5 protein-coding genes are annotated in these 18,601 nt (G+C 48.9%); all 5 read right to left on the bottom strand.

The window, feature by feature from the left end; genetic code table 11:
• Positions 1 to 977: 977 nt before the first annotated feature.
• Positions 978 to 2,936, bottom strand: coding sequence for an aconitase family protein (locus HJG39_RS18220; protein ID WP_268411709.1), 1,959 nt, complete (start codon positions 2,934 to 2,936; stop codon positions 978 to 980).
• A gap of 218 nt (positions 2,937 to 3,154) precedes the next feature.
• Positions 3,155 to 4,825, bottom strand: coding sequence for a 2-isopropylmalate synthase (locus tag HJG39_RS18215; RefSeq protein ID WP_268411707.1), 1,671 nt, complete (start codon positions 4,823 to 4,825; stop codon positions 3,155 to 3,157).
• A 239-nt stretch (positions 4,826 to 5,064) separates the two neighbouring features.
• Complete coding sequence (locus HJG39_RS18210; RefSeq protein ID WP_268411705.1) at positions 5,065 to 6,819, bottom strand: cyclic peptide export ABC transporter; 1,755 nt, start codon at positions 6,817 to 6,819, stop codon at positions 5,065 to 5,067.
• Positions 6,816 to 14,717, bottom strand: a complete 7,902-nt coding sequence (locus tag HJG39_RS18205; protein ID WP_268411704.1) for a non-ribosomal peptide synthetase — start codon at positions 14,715 to 14,717, stop codon at positions 6,816 to 6,818. The genes HJG39_RS18210 and HJG39_RS18205 overlap by 4 nt, the downstream gene beginning before the upstream one ends.
• Positions 14,714 to 18,601: non-ribosomal peptide synthetase (locus tag HJG39_RS18200; RefSeq protein ID WP_268411702.1), on the bottom strand; the 3,888-nt coding region annotated here is incomplete at its 5' end. The genes HJG39_RS18205 and HJG39_RS18200, both read right to left, overlap by 4 nt.

Here is an 18,601-nt window from a genome sequence, read left to right as displayed (position 1 = left end):
GAGCAGACAAATTCAAAAACGGTGGCTGATTCACTTTCGAAAAGCATACTTTTCAGGACGAAAAGTCTTGAGCGAGCTATCTTTGAAAAACACGATGCGAAAGCGATTTTGAGAAAGTGAAGCAGGCAGCGTTTATACTACACTTCCCTGCGGCTGAGGGTCTGCTTTTAATCTCCCACAGATGAGCTTCATTGTTCCGTTTTGCGCCTAATTCTCTACCGATAACTTGTTGAATTACGAGCAGACAAATTCAAAAACGGTGGCTGATTCACTTTCGAAAAGCATACTTTTCAGGACGAAAAGTCTTGAGCGAGCTATCTTTGAAAAACACGATGCGAAAGCGACTTTGAGAAAGTGAAGCAGGCAGCGTTTGCATACCAAGCGGATCTTTAGATGAACTTCAGCTTCGACTCACCGGTAGAGATTTATCGCAAACTCGCTGTGAATACTTCCATGTACGCTCCGCAGCCGCTTCCCTGCGGCTGAGGGTTTGCTTTTAATCTCCCACAGATGAGCTTCGTTGTTCGGTTTTGCTCATAAACTAACGCAAACGGCACTCGCACGCTTGCCTGCTTAGCCAAAGTGCATCTGTGGCGGCAATTTAAAAAGCCCACCTATGGGAATTAACGCAGACTCGCCGTAAATCCATCCATGGAGGCTCCGCAGCCGCATCCCTGCGGCTGAGGGTCTGCTTTTAATCTCCCACAGATGAGCTTCGTTGTTCCGTTTTGCGCCTAATTCTCTACCGATAACTTGTTGAATTACGAGCAGACAAATTCAAAAACGGTGGCTGATTCACTTTCGAAAAGCATACTTTTCAGGACGAAAAGTCTTGAGCGAGCAGGGATGCGAAAGCGACTTTGAGAAAGTGAAGCAGGCAGCGTTTGAGCACCCAAGCAGTTGTGCAAATGCATAAAAAAGGAGGTGGGGATTGCCCCCACCCCAAACGACGATGCTTTAGCAACTAACGAGTTAAATTAGTCAGCCAAAGCTTCATGCACACCACTAATGCGCCCCGCCATTGCCGAAGCAGCAACCACATACGGCGACGCCAAATACACCTGTCCCGGCCCTGAACGCCCCGGAAAATTACGATTAATCGCACTCACACTCACCTGACCCGCATGATCCGAAGATCCCGGCCCAGCATTAATGCACGCACCGCAAGACGGATCGATCGTTTTCACGCCCACCTTCTCAAACACCTCAATGTACCCCTTATCCCGCGCGTACTGCTTTACAAATTGGCTACCAAACTGAATGTAACAATCCACCTCCGGGTGAACCCGTTTGCCTTGCGCCAACCCTTTCGCGAACACCTCGGCATACATATCCATATCTTCACATTTACCGCCGGTGCAACTGCCGCCATAAGCAATGTCAATTTTAATCTCACCTTGCTCGGCGACCAGTTGCGGCAAGGGTACGCCGTTTCGCGGGTCTCCCGGCGTGGCAACCGTGGGCGATAACGCGCTTAAATCAATGTGAAGTTGATGCGTATAGCGGGCTCCTGCATCGCTTTTAATCAACCTTGCCTCTACGCTAGCGCGGTCTAGCCCGCGTTTGTTAACAAGATAATCCACTACGGTGCTGTCGGCTTCAACGATGGCGGTCATGGCACCGGCTTCTACCGCCATATTGGTGAGTGTGGCGCGCTCATCCAAGCCAAGCTGAGCAATGCCGCTACCTGTGTATTCCAGCACCTTGCCAATAGATTCACCGTTTTTGAAAATGGGATTGGTCATGATGTGCAACACGATGTCTTTGGCTGCAACGCCTTTGGGCAATTCACCGCTAAGCTCAATGCGGATGACGCCCGGCGTGGTAATTTGGATGTCTTTGGTGAGCATGGCGTTTGCCATGTCGGTGGACCCCACACCAAAGGCTAACGCGCCCAACGCCCCTGCTGTGCAAGTGTGGCTGTCGGTACCAATAATCACATCTCCCGGCAAGCCAATATCTTCCAAAATACCGTTGTGACAAATGGCCTGACTGCCCTCACCCACTTCGTCGTACAAGGTGATGTCTTGCTCTTTGCAGAAGTCACGCTGATGGGTGGCAAGGGCGTCGGTCACTTCTATTAAATGCGCTTTTTTCGGGTCTTTTTTCAGCACCGAACCAACAAAGGTTAAGTGATCGCGAAAGGCGTACTGGCTTTCTTTTTCGGTGACTTTGCGGTTTTCCCCAAAGTTTTTGTAGAACATCTCGCCGCACATGGCGGTGGAATAGTCGTGGGTAAAGCGCACATCGGCTTTGCAGAATAAAGCATCACCCGCTTTTACTGCTTCAACCCCATATTGGCCGTTACCAACAACGGTATTGCGAGCAATGATTTTCTCCGCAATGTTAAGCGGGCGTGGCGCGGTATTCACCACGGGAACCTGCACTTTGCCATCCAAACGTGCAATATTGTATTTGAATAAGCCGCCCATTTTTACGATGTCTGCGGAGATGGGATCAAGCCCTTGGCAGAAGGTGTCGATGGCAATTGTTTCGCCATTTTCGATGCGTTCTAGCAAGGAAAAATCGGTTGATAACAGCAAGCCTATGTTGCGGCTGTTTTGCGCGTAGATTTTCTCAAAGCTTTCGGCAATCACTAATTTCACACCTGCTAGCAGTTCTGAATAAGGTGCATGTTCGCGGGAGGAGCCGCAGCCTTTGGATTTTCCTGCCACCAGTACGGACGCGCCTTTTTGTTTGATGGCATTTTCTGCCACTACGCCATCGCGCAGGCCAATCATGCAGTATTTGGCTAATGTGTCGTCGTACCAGAAGCAGGTCCAGCCCGGTGTGGTTTCGTCTGTGGAGATGTTGTCCATTAACGCTAGCCCTTCTCGCTCTGGTACGAAATCGGATTCAAGTTGTTGGGTGATTAGCTGGGTATCGGCGGTTAAGTATAAGATGCCGCCATCGAATGAAATGCGTTGTTCGCTCATAATTTTTCTGCTGTTTAAGTAAATAGGTTTTAAATACTTCCTTGTAAGCTTTGCAGTCGCTTCCCTGCGACTGAGGGTCTGCTTTTAATTGCACACAGTTGCGCTTTGACTGTTGTGCGCTGATTCTAAAAAGCCCACCTGTGTGCATTAACGCAGACTCGCTGTGAATACATCCTTGTAAGCTTTGCAGTCGCTTCCCTGCGACTGAGTTTCTGCGTTTATTGACACACAGGCGCGCTTTGTTTTTTGGCAACTGTGCGCTGGTAACGGCGCACTTCGCCTGCTACGGCGGTCAATAACGCGGTTAGGGTGTTGTCGTGGATGGCGCAACCAATCACGCGCTCGCCGTTGCAACTTAGGTGGGCAAAGCACACGACTTTGGCATCGGCTTTATCTAATTGGCGATGGGTTTCTAGCACCAGTACATCTACGTCTACGCCAAAGTGGGCTTGTAGCACGGTTTTGCTGGCGGCTTTAATGCGTTCGATAAGGTCGGCTTCTCCGATAGTGTCGATCTCGCTTTCTTCTGCGAATAATGCCTTTTGCAACGCGCTAACGTCAGCGCCTTTATCATCCGGCTCATGTAGGTAAGCGTTTTCGAACAAGTCCCAGATGTCGTTCGGGGTAAGCTCACCGCCGTTTTCGTCTGCTACTTTTTGCACAATTTGCCTGAAATCTAGCTGCATCCAACGCGGTAATTTCACACCAAAATTGGCTTCCAGCACATAGGCCATGCCGCCTTTGCCAGACTGGCTGTTAATGCGAATAAGTTGCTGATAGGAGCGACCAATGTCTTTTGGGTCGATAGGTAAATAGGCCACTTCCCACACATCGCCTTCCTTGTATTGGCTTAGGCATTTTTGAATAGCGTGTTGATGCCCACCGGAAAACGCCGAATACACTAGCTCGCCAACATACGGGTGACGCGGATGCAAACTGATTTTGGTGCAGTATTCCACGCAGGCAATAATTTCGTCCATGTGCGACAAATCCAGCTCTGGATCTACGCCTTGGCTGTATAAATTCATCGCCATGGTGACGATATCCATGTTGCCAGTACGCTCACCGTTACCTAATAGCGTACCTTCAATTCGGTCTGCGCCAGCCATCAATGCCATTTCTGCTGATGCCACGCCGCAGCCTCGGTCGTTGTGGGTGTGAATGCTTAAAATAATGCTTGGGCGATTGTTAATATGGGTGAGGAAGTATTCCACCTGATCCGCGTAAATGTTGGGTGTCGACATTTCCACAGTAGCGGGCAAGCTCATCATTATCGGTTTGTCTGGCGTGGGTTGCCAAACCTCGGTTACGGCATCGCACACCTCCACGGCAAAATCCAGTTCGGTGCCGGTAAAGCTTTCTAATCCGTAGTGAAAAGTCCAGTCGGTTTGCGGGTAATCTTGGGCGATGTCTTGCACTAACTTTGCGGCGTCTTGCGCCATCGAAATCACTTGTGCTTGCGAGTGTTGATACACCTGTTCACGCTGCACTTTTGAGGTAACGTTGTAAATCAGAACTATGCCTTTTTTCACCCCCTCTAAAGCTTCATAAGTGCGGCGAATTAAGTCTTCTCGGGCTTGAGTAATGGCTTGAATCACTACATCGTCGGGCACTAAATCATGCTCAATCACGTAGCGACAAAAATCAAAATCCGCGCTAGACGCCGCCGGGAAACCAATTTCGATTTGTTTGAACCCCAACTTGACTAGCAGTTTGAACATTCTAAGTTTTTGCTCAACGCTCATAGGCTCAACCAATGCCTGATTGCCATCACGCAAATCCACACTATTCCAAATGGGCGCTTTACTGATGACCTTATCTGGCCACGTACGGTTTTTCAGGTTAACCGGTGGAAATGGCCGGTACTTTTTATAGTTAAATGTCGACATACATTGCTCCATTCACTTTTTTTAGGATGAGCGAAGCCCGCTGCATACGGTGCTCATTCCGTTCAGTATTATTTTTGGATCGCCAGTCCGGTGAGTTAGCAGCGGGCGGGCGAAGTTTCTTTATTTTTCTATGCGTTTTTTATGCGTTGTTATTTATGTTTTTTGTTTGTAGGCGTTATCGCCTAACGCGCCATCGGTATGCAGGTTGCACTAAGAAGGATGGCCGCGCGGGATCTGGTTTAGCGTTTCACCTCCAACTCAGCCAATGCAGGGGACTGAGAGTGGCTTGTATTGCTCGTACTGGTGCTTACAGCGCTGACGGTCGTGCCTAGCTCTTGGGAGACAATCTGGCCTTGGTCGAATTTCACCACCCTGTCGGCCACGCCAAAGTAGGCGTCGTCGTGACTCACCGCGATAACCGCTTTGTTCTGGCGCTTAAGCTCGGGCAACAATTCGGTGTAAAACAGTTCTCGGAAGATAGGATCTTGCTCGGCGGCCCACTCATCGAACACGTAAATCGGCGCGTCTTGCAAATACGCTTGTAACAAAGCTAAGCGCTTACGCTGACCGCTGGATAAATTCGTGGAAGACAACACCCCGTTTTCTACGCGAATTTTGTGGGCTAAACCAAGGCGCTCAAGCCATTCACGACTACGCGCATCGTCAGCTAGCTTGCCGTGTTCGTCCAACAAGGTATCGAACACATAGCATTCTGCATGAATGGTGTAAAAATGGGCGCGATAGGCATCATCCTCCGGCGTTTGCGCTTTGCCGTTCAGCATTAACTCGCCGCTGTCGTATTGATATAAACCGGTAATCAGCTTCGCGACGGTAGACTTACCACTGCCGTTTCCCCCCACAAAAAACACCACCTCACCGCGTTGAATCTCAAAATCAATTGGACCAACGGAAAAATGGTATTCGTCTGTATTTGCGTCTTCCGACTCAAGCTTTTCCAAGTCTTTATAACGATAATGCAAGCCGCGCACTTGCAAGCGCTCAAAGTCATGCAGCTTTTTGTGCGCCACGCTTGGTTCATGCAGCAACGCATTTGCAGCTGCATTAGTTTCGACTAATGGCTGCGCGTTTAAGCGCAAGCTATCAAGCTTTGCTGCTCCCACAAAACCGCGAATGAGCACTTGCTGGTCGTTAATTACGCCGCCAATTGGCCCTGCTAAATAGATCAGCACAAACACAAAGGTCGTCACCACCGGCTGCGGCAACTGAAAGAACACAGAGGCACTAATAGCCACAATACCCATAGCGATAAACAGCACGGTGGTGCCCCAATTCATGCTGATATTCATAAACAATTGTGCGCTTCGCTCTTTGCCTTTCATGGTTTGAACGCCGCCATGCAATTGCTCATCCAGAAAAAAGCGTTTGCGATCGCGGTTTACCGACAACTCCTTGCTGCCATCAATTAACGCTTTGAAGTAGCTGAACAGGCTGTCCTCCGACTCTCTTAGGGCCTGAATACGCACGGCGCTAGCGTCCATTAATATTTGAATGGTGCCAACAGCCACCAACAACACGCCAATGAGCAGAGTGAATAAATCCAACGATTGGGTGGCAAGGTACAACAAGCACACAAAAATCGCGGTGAGGTTAAACACAAACACCGGAAAGGTAGATAAGGCCCCCGATACGCTAGAGATGTCGCTTGTTAATGCCGCGTACAACTTGTGCCCACCGGTATATTCTAATTGCGCGTAATTGGCGTTTAAGATGTTGGTTGAGATGGTTTTGCGGAGTTTGGCAACAAAGCGTGTGCTCAGCAGGGTTAACAACCACTGCGACAAAAACCCCAATGCAAACAGGGCAACAATGCCAAGCAGAAAACGGGCAAGCCACGAACTTGGGTCGCCTGCGGTTTGACTAATCTGGTCGCTAATCGCGGCAACCATGTACAAAGCGAACAAAGCGCTGGTTGAGCTAACCAAGGTGGCTAGCAAAATCAACCAGCCATTTTGGGCAAGAAGCGTTCTAATCATGATGCATTCTCTTGTGTGTACGTTGTATTTTTGATGAGTGTGTCCAGATGCATAGCTGTTTCTTGCACATTGGGCTGGGCCAACATGCTGTGATGGTTGCCCGCCACCCGCAGTAAGCTTTGCTGTTGTGCGCTGACCTTCCAAAAGGCAATATGCTCGGCGTTCACAACGCTGCTGTGGGCGCTAATAAAATGGCTCGTATCAGGATAAAAGCTTGGCTGATAATCACTCAGCAAACGGTAATGGTGCTGAATAATGGCAAAGCGCTGTTCAAGATGCGCTAAAGTCATGGAGCGCGGTAAAACCGCACTTGATTGCCCTTGGGACAACATTTTCTGCAACTTAGCTTTTACACCACTCGCCGCGCGAATGCCCGCCATATCAAAGGCGCCGTATTCTTGCGCGAGTTCTTCCACAATGGCTTCTGGCGTTAAGTTAAATTCGCCAAGGGCTGGCCAACCGCTATCCAGTTTTACCAGTAAAGCAATCTGCTCTTGTTCTGCTAATAACCCACACGCCACTTCGTGAGCAAGGCTGCCACCAAACGACCAACCCGCTAAGTAATAAGGCCCGTGAGGCTGGATCTTGCGGATGTTATGTAAATAAGCTGCCGCCAACTCTTGCACCGAATTCACTTGTTCAAAGCCTCGATATTGCATCGCATAAATGGGATAGTCGCCGCTTAGCTGAGCCGCCAAAGATAAGTACGCCGTACCAAAACCATCCAAGGCTGGTAGCAAAAATAAGGGGGATTTATCGTGATTGCCTTGGCGCAATATCTGATAACTATTTGCCGCAGCACTTTCATTATTTTCACCCTCTTTTGGAAGCGCCGCGCATTGGTTATCAATCAAGTGTGCCATTTGCCTTAAGGTTGCATGTCGCATTAAGACTTCGAGACTTAGTTGACACCCAAAGCGCCCACGGATGCAGGTTGCCAGCTCTACCAATAACAAGGAGTAACCGCCCAAGGTATAAAACGAAGCGTTTGGATCGACATGTGGCAAACCAAGCAAATCGCTCCAAATTTCCGCTAAAGCATGCTCGGTATCGGTAAGCGTGCTTGCGGATTCATGTGCTTGAAATGCTCCATTTTTGGGGTCAATGTCCATTTGTGGCAAACCAGTCGGCAACGCCTTGGTATCCACCTTACCGGAAGGCGATAACGGCAGAGCAGCAAGCGCCATAATGGCATGCGGCAGCATAAATTCGGGAAGCTGCTGACTTAACATTTGTTTTAACTGCTGACACCACGCATGTTGTGCCGGTTCGTCCTCTGCCAAACCCCCTTCAGGTACAACGTAAGCAAACAATAATGATTGTTGCGCATCCGTGATAACGACCGCGTCGGCTACGCCATCACTCTGTTTTAGCAGAGCTTCAATTTCCCCAAGCTCAATCCGATAGCCGCGCAGCTTCACTTGGTTATCCATGCGAGAAAGATACGCAAGGTTGCCATCCACGCGCCAGCGCACCAAATCGCCAGTACGATAAAAACGCTGTTTTTCCAATGCCAGTTGTTGAGTTGAGTTGGGAATATGCACCGAACTAGGCAAAGCGATAAAGCGCTCAGCGGTCAGTTCTGCACGGTTTAAATACCCTTGCGCTAAGCCTGAGCCGCCGAGCAAAAGTTCACCATAAACACCCGCTGGCACAGGATTTAGATGTTCGTCCACTATCAAACAATCCACGCCCGTTAGCGGCCTGCCTATGTGGGATAACGCTAGCTGAGGCGCATCGGTCGAGGCTAAAGGCAGCGTCACCAAAGCAATGGTGGCATCCACTGTACTTTCGGTCGGTCCATATACATTCCAACAATAACGTTGTGGCGCAGTGAACCTAACAGCAATGTGATGCCATAAATCCTCTTTAAGCTTCTCGCCACCCACTAACACCGAAGGCAGATGAATTTCGTTTTCCTGTTTTAGTGCTTTGTGTTCCTGTTGCAACACGTCGGCGGTTTTTAACAGCACCCGCAATTGCGATGGCGTACAGTCATACAGGCTAATTTGCTGCTGCGCGAAATACGCTATCAACTGCTCCGTATCTTGCCTTAAGGATGAAGACAATACGTGCAATTCCACCCCCAGATACATCATGCCAATGCCTTGCAATGACGCGTCGAAAGACACAGACGCGTTCAACGCCCAGCGCACAGGTGTTTTCTTGGGTTCAAGCGCACGTTGGACTGGCAGCAGCACCTCGCGCTGCAAGTTGTCGATAAGATTACGTAAACTGCCATGATTCACCACTACACCTTTAGGTTTGCCTGTTGAACCTGAGGTGTAAATCACGTAGGCGGCATCGTCTGGATACAGCGTCACACTTTGGTGAAATTGCTTAAACTCGGCAGAACCCAAAATTTGTCTTTGAGCCAACGGGTTTAACGCGATCTGCTCCACAAAGAACCATTCGCGGGCCGATGTTTTTTCTAGCGCCAAGTCCCGTTGAATGTGGTGATAACTCAAAACCGCTCTTGGTTCGGCGTCTTCCAACATGGACTGCAAACGCGCGGGTGGATAGCTTGGATCTAACGGCAAATAAGCCGCACCCGCTAGATGCACAGCGACGATCGCTAGGATTAAGTCGGTGCTACGTGGCAAACAAATGCCCACAATATCGCCTTTGCCAATGCCTTTTTCCTGCAACTGCGCCGCCACGAGGCTTGCGCCTTGATACAAATTAGCAAAGCTCAGGCGCTGATCTGGCAAATAACATACGGCAGAAGCATCGCCTTTTTGCTGGCACAAGGCTTTAAATTGATTCGGTAAGGGTTCGAAGCTGTGATTTGCGGGTATCGCTTGTCCTGACGCCAATTCAAGCAAACGGGCTACATGCCCTTCGCTCAACATAGTGGCTTCGCCCACCGGCAATTGCGGCTGAGTTAAACAGGCATCCAATAACTGCGTATAAGCTTGCGCCATCGCTTCAATGTGGTGCGCGTGAAATAAATCACAACAATATTCCCAATCGCAAATAAACTCGCCCTCGGCTTCAACCACGTTCAGCGATAAATCGAACTTGGCGAAAGGCATTGCATCATCCCAACCAGACACCTTCACGCCTGCCATATCTTGGCCGTTGTCGGTTCCGCTGGCGAGCAAATCGTCGTGGTTTTGCATGGAAAATAGTATTTGAAACACCGGATGAATGGCTTCGTTTCTGGGTAGCTTTAACGCGTCCAGTAACAAGTCGAACGGCAATTGGCTATGGGCAAAAGCGTCACTTAACTCTTGCTTACCTTGTTGCAAAATTTGTTGAAACGTGTCGCTGGCATTGACTTGCGTACGCAGCACCACAGTATTCACAAAAAAGCCAATTATGGGCTCAAGGGACGCCAACGGACGATTCGCCACCACGGTTCCCATTACGATGTCGGACTCGCGACTCCAACGGCTTAGTAACACCGCAAAAAGGCGTTGCAACACCATAAAGTGGGTCACGCCGCAAAACTGAGCGTAATCTTTAAGACGAGCGGAAAGCGCCTTAGGCAACGCCATTTTAACGCGCGCACCACGATAGCTAACCTGTTTGCCTCTTGGGTAGTCCAAAGGCAAATTGTGTACCAGCGGAATCCCCTGTAAACGCGTTAGACAATAATCGAGGCTAGCTTGCATGCTTTCCTGTTGCTGCTGTTGCCAGTAGGCGTAGTCGGCAAATTCTATGGCTAAAGGCGCTAAAGAAGCTGACAAACTTGAACGCTGAGCCATTTTTTCGCCTTGATCAACATAGGAGTGTTCACTGGCGAAAACGTAACATTCGCGCAATTCTTGCAGCAGGATTTTCACGCTCAAGCCATCACTAACAATATGATGCATGCTCAGCGCTAACACGCTCTCTTGATTTTGTCCCTTTAACAAATGAAACAAGCCCGCACGTATTTTCAGCGGTTCCGACAAATCAAAAGGTTGCAGCACAAAGTCGTTTATTTTCTGCTTAATTTGCTGTTGAGTTTCAAGAACACACTCAAATTCTTCCAGCGGCAAGCCGGTGATGTTGTGAATCCTCTGCTCAGGCCAACTTTGTCCTTGTGGCACTTGCATGGCGGTACGAAGCGCCGAGTGGCGTTGAATAATCTGATCCAAGGCCGATTGCAGCAAAGCCACATTGAGCCTGTTTTCACCTTGGCTTTGCAGCCGCAGCACTAACGGAATGTTGTAAGTGGCTTTTTGTTGTACCGGTAACAAACCATCAATAAACCATAGGCGTTTTTGTGCGTAAGACAGAGGCGCGTTGGTGACATTCTGTGGACGCGGCGCAATATGCCAGCCTGACGCTTTCTCACTGGCGAGGTCATCCTGTTTAAACTTGCCCCCAGCAACGCTTTCTTGGTTCACACGCGCATCCAACATGGCAGCAAATGCACGGATACTTGGATACTGAAAACTGTCGGCAATGCTCGCTTGTTCAACACCACTTTCTCGCAAGCGCGCTAAAATACGCGCTGCATGTAACGAGTGCCCGCCAATTTGGAAGAAATCGTCCGTCACCGAAATGGCTTGGGTTTTCAGCACCGATTGCCACAGCGCAAGCAAATGTGCTTCGGTGTCGGTTTCTGGCGCAATCACTTCGCGCTTTTCAAGGTTACTATTGTCTAAGTCTTGTAATTGGATGGCTTTGCGATCGATTTTGCCACTTGGCGTATGCGCTAAGGCATCAAATAATTGTATAGACGCTGGCACCATGTGCGGCGGCAACTTCTCGGCTAATGCCCGTTTGATGTTTTGCTTACATGCTTGATTAGCCAAGTCTTGCTTCTGCGCCAAGACCACGCACGCCACCAAATGATCGCGCTGCTCGCCAGCGACCACCACAGCAGCTTTCTCCACGCCCTCTAACGCCAGCAACGCACTTTCAATTTCACCTATTTCAATACGGAAGCCGCGAATTTTCACTTGATGATCTTTACGCCCTAAAAACACCAATTTGCCTTGATGATTCCAACGCACTACATCACCTGTCGCGTACATATTCGCTGGCGTTGCATTAACCCCGTTATCCGCATTTTCAGAGGCAAGTCGTTGAGATAAACACCGCTCAGGCACAAAACTTTGCGCCGTTAATTCAGGCTTGTTGAAATAACCATTCGCTACGCCATCACCCGCTAAATACAGCTCGCCCGGCATATTTACTGGCACAAGTTGCTGTTCAGGGTTCAACACATAAGCGCGGGTATTGGCAATAGGGCGACCAATGCAGGGTTCGTTTTGCTCATCTTTTTTCACCCACTCCCATGTGGAATAGGTGGTGTCTTCCGACGGACCATATAAATTAAACACTTGCTCGGTTTGGCTTTGCTGGTAAATGGCGTTCACCGTGGCGCGTGTGAGCACTTCACCTGCCACATTCACCATTTGCACGCTATCGGGAATGGCCTTTGCTTGTGCCAAGGTGGAAATGGCAGAAGGCACGGTGTTGATTAAGGTAATGCCCGCGCCATCACTTTGCATCAAGCTGAGTAAGTTATCAACGATGTGAATTTGTGTGCCAAAACACAGCGGCAAAAACAACTCAAACACGGATAAATCGAAAGACAACGAGGTGGATGCCAGCACCTTGGCTCTGGCACTGTCGCTAAAGGTGGATTGCGCCCAGCGCAGCAAGGCCGCTACGTTTTTGTGAGTGATCACCACGCCCTTCGGGTTGCCTGTGGAACCGGAGGTGTAAATAAGGTAAGCCGCGTCCGACAAGGCAGGATAGCCAACTGTTGATGTGTTTTCGAATAACGGAGTTTCGGGCGACGAATGTTGCCCAGAAGATGCCATTAACGCTTGCCGATCCAACAAAGCAACAGGAAGCGCTTCCATGCGATCACGGGTGTTTTCATCAGTGATCACATGGGTTAAAGCGGCATCTTGTGTCATATAGTGCAAGCGCGATTGCGGGTAGTTTGGGTCCAACGGCACATAGGCCGCACCAGCTTTAAAGATCCCCAATAAAACCGCCGGTAAAAAACGATTACGGGTTACGCATACGCCAATTTTATCCTGACGCTGTACACCCGCTTGCTGCAATGCGCGAGCAAGATTATCCGACAAGCTTGCCACTTGACGATAGCGCAAAGTATTAATGCCCTCGTTGGTTTCATCGCTCACGGCAATAGCACTTGGATAGGCTTCAGCCGCCGCAACAAACCAAGGCAGAATGCCTACGGGTTGAGCGTTGTTGTCGACAAGCGAAGCATCCTCGACACAAACCGTCTCGCAGAGCGGGAGCATTTCACCTTGACCCATTGCTAACAACGCCGCTTCTTCTTCCTCTGAACATAAGCACACAGCGTCGATAGGTTGCTCAAAATTAACCAACATTTGCTGCAACAACGCTTGATAACTGCGGGCAAAGCCAACAATGGTTTCAGCGTCAAATAAATCGGTGGCGTATTCCCAACTCAAGCGCAAATCGTCACGAGTTTCGGTTACTGTTAACGTGATGTCGAACTTGCTAGTTTGGCTGGAAAGTGGGAATTCCGATACTTTTAAATCCGAGGTTTGCGCCTCCGCAGGCGGTGAATTTTGCACCACCAACATCACTTGAAATATCGGGTTGTAACGGCTGCTCCTGACTGGCGCGAGCCTTTCTACTACCAAATCGAAAGGTGCATCTTGATTCTCTAATCCTGCTAACAGTGCCTTTTTCGTTTTTAACGCCACCTCTTTTAACGTGTGACAATCCTCGATGTCCACACGCAATGCCAAGGTATTCACAAAAAAGCCAATCAATGACTCGGTTTGCGCTTGATGTCGACCACTCACAGGTGTGCCAATAACCACATCGGTGCTAGCCGAATACTTGGCGATCAGTAAGGTTAACGCTGCTTGCATCAGCATAAACAAGGTCAATTCGTGGCGCTGACATAGCTGCTGCAAACCTTGGGTCAAGCCTGCATCAAAACGCTGTTTGTAATCGTTACCCCAAAAGCGCATTTGCGCGGGACGCGGGTAATCGGTTGGCAAACCATGCAGCACGGACGCATTGTGTAGTTGCTGTTGCCAATAATCCAACTGCTTCATCATTGCTTGTGATGTGCTAAATTCTTGCTGCCACAAGGCGTAATCCGAATATTGGATAGGCAAAACACCAAGCGGATTAGCTGAGTTTTCTGCTTTCTCTGCCGCAGTTAAAGGAAGCTGTACGCGATATTGATAGCCCTGAATAAACTGCTCCAACAGCAAATTCACCGACCATGCATCGGACGCAATGTGATGCATCACCGCCATCAAAATATATTGTGGCGCTGAGTTTGGCGCTTTTTCAGATTGCGTTTTATTCGCAGCAGATAGCTCTATCACGCCGACTCGCAGCATTATCTCACGCGTGAGATCGAACGGTTGTGAGATGAAGTCACTCACCGCTTGCTGCACTTGCTTGCTGTTTACCGGACTATTTTGGGGTTGACTATCCCGCGATTGAGTATCGAGAAAGGGGAGTTCCAGCACTTGCCAATTAACCTTAAACTCTTGATTTTCAACAACTATCTGACAAGACTCTGCATCAATCTCGCGATACACACTACGTAAAACATGATGTCGTTCAACAATATCAGCAAAGGTTTGTGTAAGCGCGGCTTTGTTTAGCTCACCTTCCAGTAACACCACAAAAGGCATGTTGTATTGGGCGCTGTGCTTGTCCATTTCGTGCATCAACCACAAACGGCGTTGCCCAAATGACAACGGAACTGGCCCCGTTTCATGTTGCGCTTGAATATGGCGCTGCGCCGCCAGTGCTTGGGTATTATTGCCTATGAAAAAGGCAAGCAACTCCGCTTTTTGCGCTTTGAGTTGCGCGGCTAATTCTGCATCGATGCTGCCCGGCGGCGCTTTTACGCTTAACTTTTCCCCATCTAACTGAAACTTGATACCACTGGTTTCACAGCGTTGGAGTAATGCATCCAAACTCATAATTCAAATTCCTCAAGCGTGTCGTCGTTGATTGGCGTCTCGTCACTCATCAATAAATGTTGTGCGCGTTGTGCATCACTGCGTTTCGCCTCAAGCAAATTAGCCACTTGCAACAAGGTTGCTTGCTCAACAACGTCTTTCACGCTCAACTGCAAGGTAAATTGCTCGTTAAGCAGGGCCACAAAATGCGTTGCGGTTAACGAGTTTCCCCCCAATTCAAAGAAATTCGCCGCAAGGCTAAGCTGCTCAAGATGCAGCACTTTTTGACACAGATCCGCCACCGCCTGTTGTGTAGCGTTTTCTGGTTTAATCATCGGCACAGCAACTTGATTAAAATCCGGTACTGGCAAGGCATTACGGTCGATTTTTCCGTTGGCAGTCAACGGCCAACTTGGCAACGGCACATAAGCACTTGGCAGCATGTACGCGGGCAACTGCTGGAACAAATGTTGGCGAATTTCATCTATGACGCGGTTTTGTTGCTGCGTTAACAGGTAACACACAATGTAGGCTTCACCATCGCTGTGAGTAAGGACTAACACACTTGCGTCTTTTACTGCCGGATGCGCCGCCACTTGCGCTTCAATCTCACCTAACTCAATTCTGTGACCTCGAACTTTCACTTGATGATCAAGACGACCTAAATAATCCAGATTACCGTCTTTTCTGACGCGCACTAAATCGCCACTGGCATAAAAGCGATGCAGGTTAGCGCGTTCGTTTCCAGATTCCGAACCTAAATCTAGCTCAACAAAACGTGATTCAGTTAAATCGTTTTGCTGCCAATAGCCTTGCGCCAAACCTACTCCACCAATGAATAATTGACCCGAAACACCTACGGGTACAGCTTGGTATTGCTCATCCAGCACTAAATAACCGGTGTTCGCCAATGGGCCACCCAAGCTTAAGGTTTCACCGCTGTCGGCGTTAAAATCGACTGCTTTCAACAAGCAATAGATGGTGGCTTCGGTTGGCCCATAACCATTCCAAAATTCAGCACACTTGCCTTGCATGCCTTCTACCAAGCTAGTGGTTAGTGCTTCGCCACCAGACAACGCTTTTAAATCAGGCATACCTTGCCAATTTGCCAGTAGCAACATTTTGTATGTGGCTGGCGTGGCTTGCAGGGTATTAATTTGACTATTTTCGAGCTTCTGTTGCAGTGCAAAACCGTCTTTCACTTCATCTTCTGTGGCAATAACCACGCAGCCGCCTACACACAAAGGCGCGAGCATTTCTAGCAAGGCAATATCGAAGGTGAAGGTACTTACCGCTAACCAGCGACAATTTGAAGTAATGCCAAATTGTTGGATAAAGGAGGATAAGATTTCCGAAAGCGCGGTTGGCGAAACCATCACCCCTTTAGGTTGACCAGTGGAGCCAGAAGTAAACAAAATGTAAGCTGGGTTTTCGCTGTTTATGCTCATGTTTCGGGAAATGGCTGTTGAGTCGTGCTTCTCAGGCTCTACGCCAAGATCGAGGCAAACTTGAGCTTCTGCATTAGCTAACTTGTCTATCACCAATAATTCAGGCGTTGACTCAGCAGACAAGGTTGCTAGCACATCCAGCAGCGCGTCAGTACACAAAGCGTTGACGCTTAACACTGCTGAAACCGGCACTTGCGACAACACACTCTGGCAGCGCTCTAGAGGCTGTTTTGGATCTAACGGCACAAAGGTTGCCCCACAGTGCATTGCCGCCAACAAGGCAATCAACATGTGCGACTGTCGTGGCAGATACAAGGCAACAAAATGTCCATTACCAATACCTTTTGCCTGAAGCGCTGCACTTAACTGGCAAACTTGCTGCTGCAAATCTCGATAATGTAAACGTTGGTCGACCGCCTCCAGCGCCATGCGCTCGGGCTCATCCTGCATTTGCTGCATAATGCGGGCAATCAACGTTTGTTCACGCATGGTTTTTAGCGGCGCCTGTTGTTTGTTTGGTTCGGCGTCCAAGGCAGTAGCGTTATAGGTTTGAGCATACAAACTTGCAAGGGATTCACCCAACAGCGGAATTTGCCCAACAGGGGTGTTGGGTTGCTGTAAGCCAAAGGCAAGCACTCGCTCAAAACTTGCCATCATGCGTTCAATGCTCGACGCTTCGAATAACGCGGTGTTGAAATCCCACACAAGCTGAATTTCATCGCCCACTTCATAGGCATTGATTTGCAAATCGAACACGGATTCAATGTGTTGTGGCTCTAATAAATTCAACTGCAAATCAGGTAAATGAATCGCCGGACGCTCGTTGTTTTGCATGGCGAAGAGAATTTGATACAAGGGGTTATATTGGCGTGTTTTCACCACACCTAACTCGTCCAGCAACATTTCATAGGGCACCATTTGCCGCGAAAATCCATCCAAATGATGCTGACGACAGGTTTGCAAATACGCGACAAACGACTGTGTTGGTTCCACTTGATTACGCAGCACTAAGGTGTTTACAAATGCGCCGATGAGGGGTTCTAACTTGGCATCACTGCGCCCTGCTATTGGCGTGCCCATCACAATATCTTGGGTATTGCTCCAGCGGCACAACACTAGCGCCAGCGTGCTTTGCAGCAACATGAAGGGCGTTAAGTTATGCGCCAAGTTAAAGTCGCGAATTGGTTGTGTAAGCGATGTCGGCAAACACTGTATTAAACGTTGAGCGGCAAAGTGCTGTTGGTTGTCTCTGGGATGATCCAACGGTAAATCATGAAGATGCGGCGCACCATGAAGGAAGTGTTTCCATTCTTGCAATTGCTGCGCAAAAACCGGCCCTTGCATAAAATGTTGATAAGCATGAGCGTAATCCTGAAATTGCAGCGCGAGTGGCGGTAACACCGGTGTTTGATTGTTCACAAATGCGCCATACAGGACTTCTAGCTCTTTGGCTAACAAGGACACCGACCAACCATCGGAAGCAATATGATGTTGCGTAATCAACAAAATGCGATGTGAATCGGCAAGGATATATTCGCTTGCGCGCAGCAAACAGTCGTTCTCCAAGTCAAACGCCCGTGCAATATCTTGTTGGATCGTCGCCATAAGATTTTGCTCGCTAGCCACTTCCACTCGATACGGCAATACCCAATCATCACGCACTTGCAAACATACGCCGCCGTCTTGGTTGTGATAGGTGGTTCGCAGCACTTGGTGTCGTTCAATAATGTGCTCCAGCGCGGCTTTAAACGCCGCTTGATTGAAGTCACCTTTCGCATCAATAATCAAGGGCATGTGATAGGCCATGTGACCATCACCAAATTGACTAAACATCCATAATTTCTGCTGCATTGGCGTAAGTGCTTCAAGTGCTTCACCTGCACCAGAGGTTAATACTAAACTCTGTTCATTTATGGAATTAACGGTGGATTTAGTTGCCGACTTACCGAGGTTTCTCACCAGTTCTGCCACCGTTTTATGATCAAAAAGGCTACTCAACGACAAGGAATCAAAGCCATTTTCCCGTAACTTACTGAGCAAGCGCGTTGCCAGCAAGGAGTTACCGCCTAGCTCAAAAAAGTCGTCGTGAATACCTATTTGCTCTAGTTTGAACAGTTCGCACCAGAGTTCGGCAATGTGTGCTTCTATGTCGTTACGTGGCGCAACAAATGCCGTAACCAAATTCGGGCGAGGATGGCGGTTAGCCTTATGCGCCAAGTCATGTTTCGATTCACTTTGGTTAGAGGCGTTTTTATTTAGCGCATCAGCATTCTCAGCATCTTGGTTTGAACACTGCTCTTGACTTAAACCTATCTTTTGAGACAGCGCGCTTGGCTGATGCGAGCGCGTTTCAAAACGCACGCCGGAACCTAGCACCACATGCTCAAACGGATACGTAGGCAGTTCAACGCGCAAGCGGGTTTCCTGCTCACGATAGTGTTGCCAGTTGATGTTCAC

Source organism: Alteromonas sp. a30 (genome assembly GCF_026788005.1).
GTDB lineage: Bacteria > Pseudomonadota > Gammaproteobacteria > Enterobacterales > Alteromonadaceae > Paraneptunicella.
Note: the sequence above shows the minus strand (reverse complement) of the source record. Positions and strands in the feature narration are given on the sequence as shown.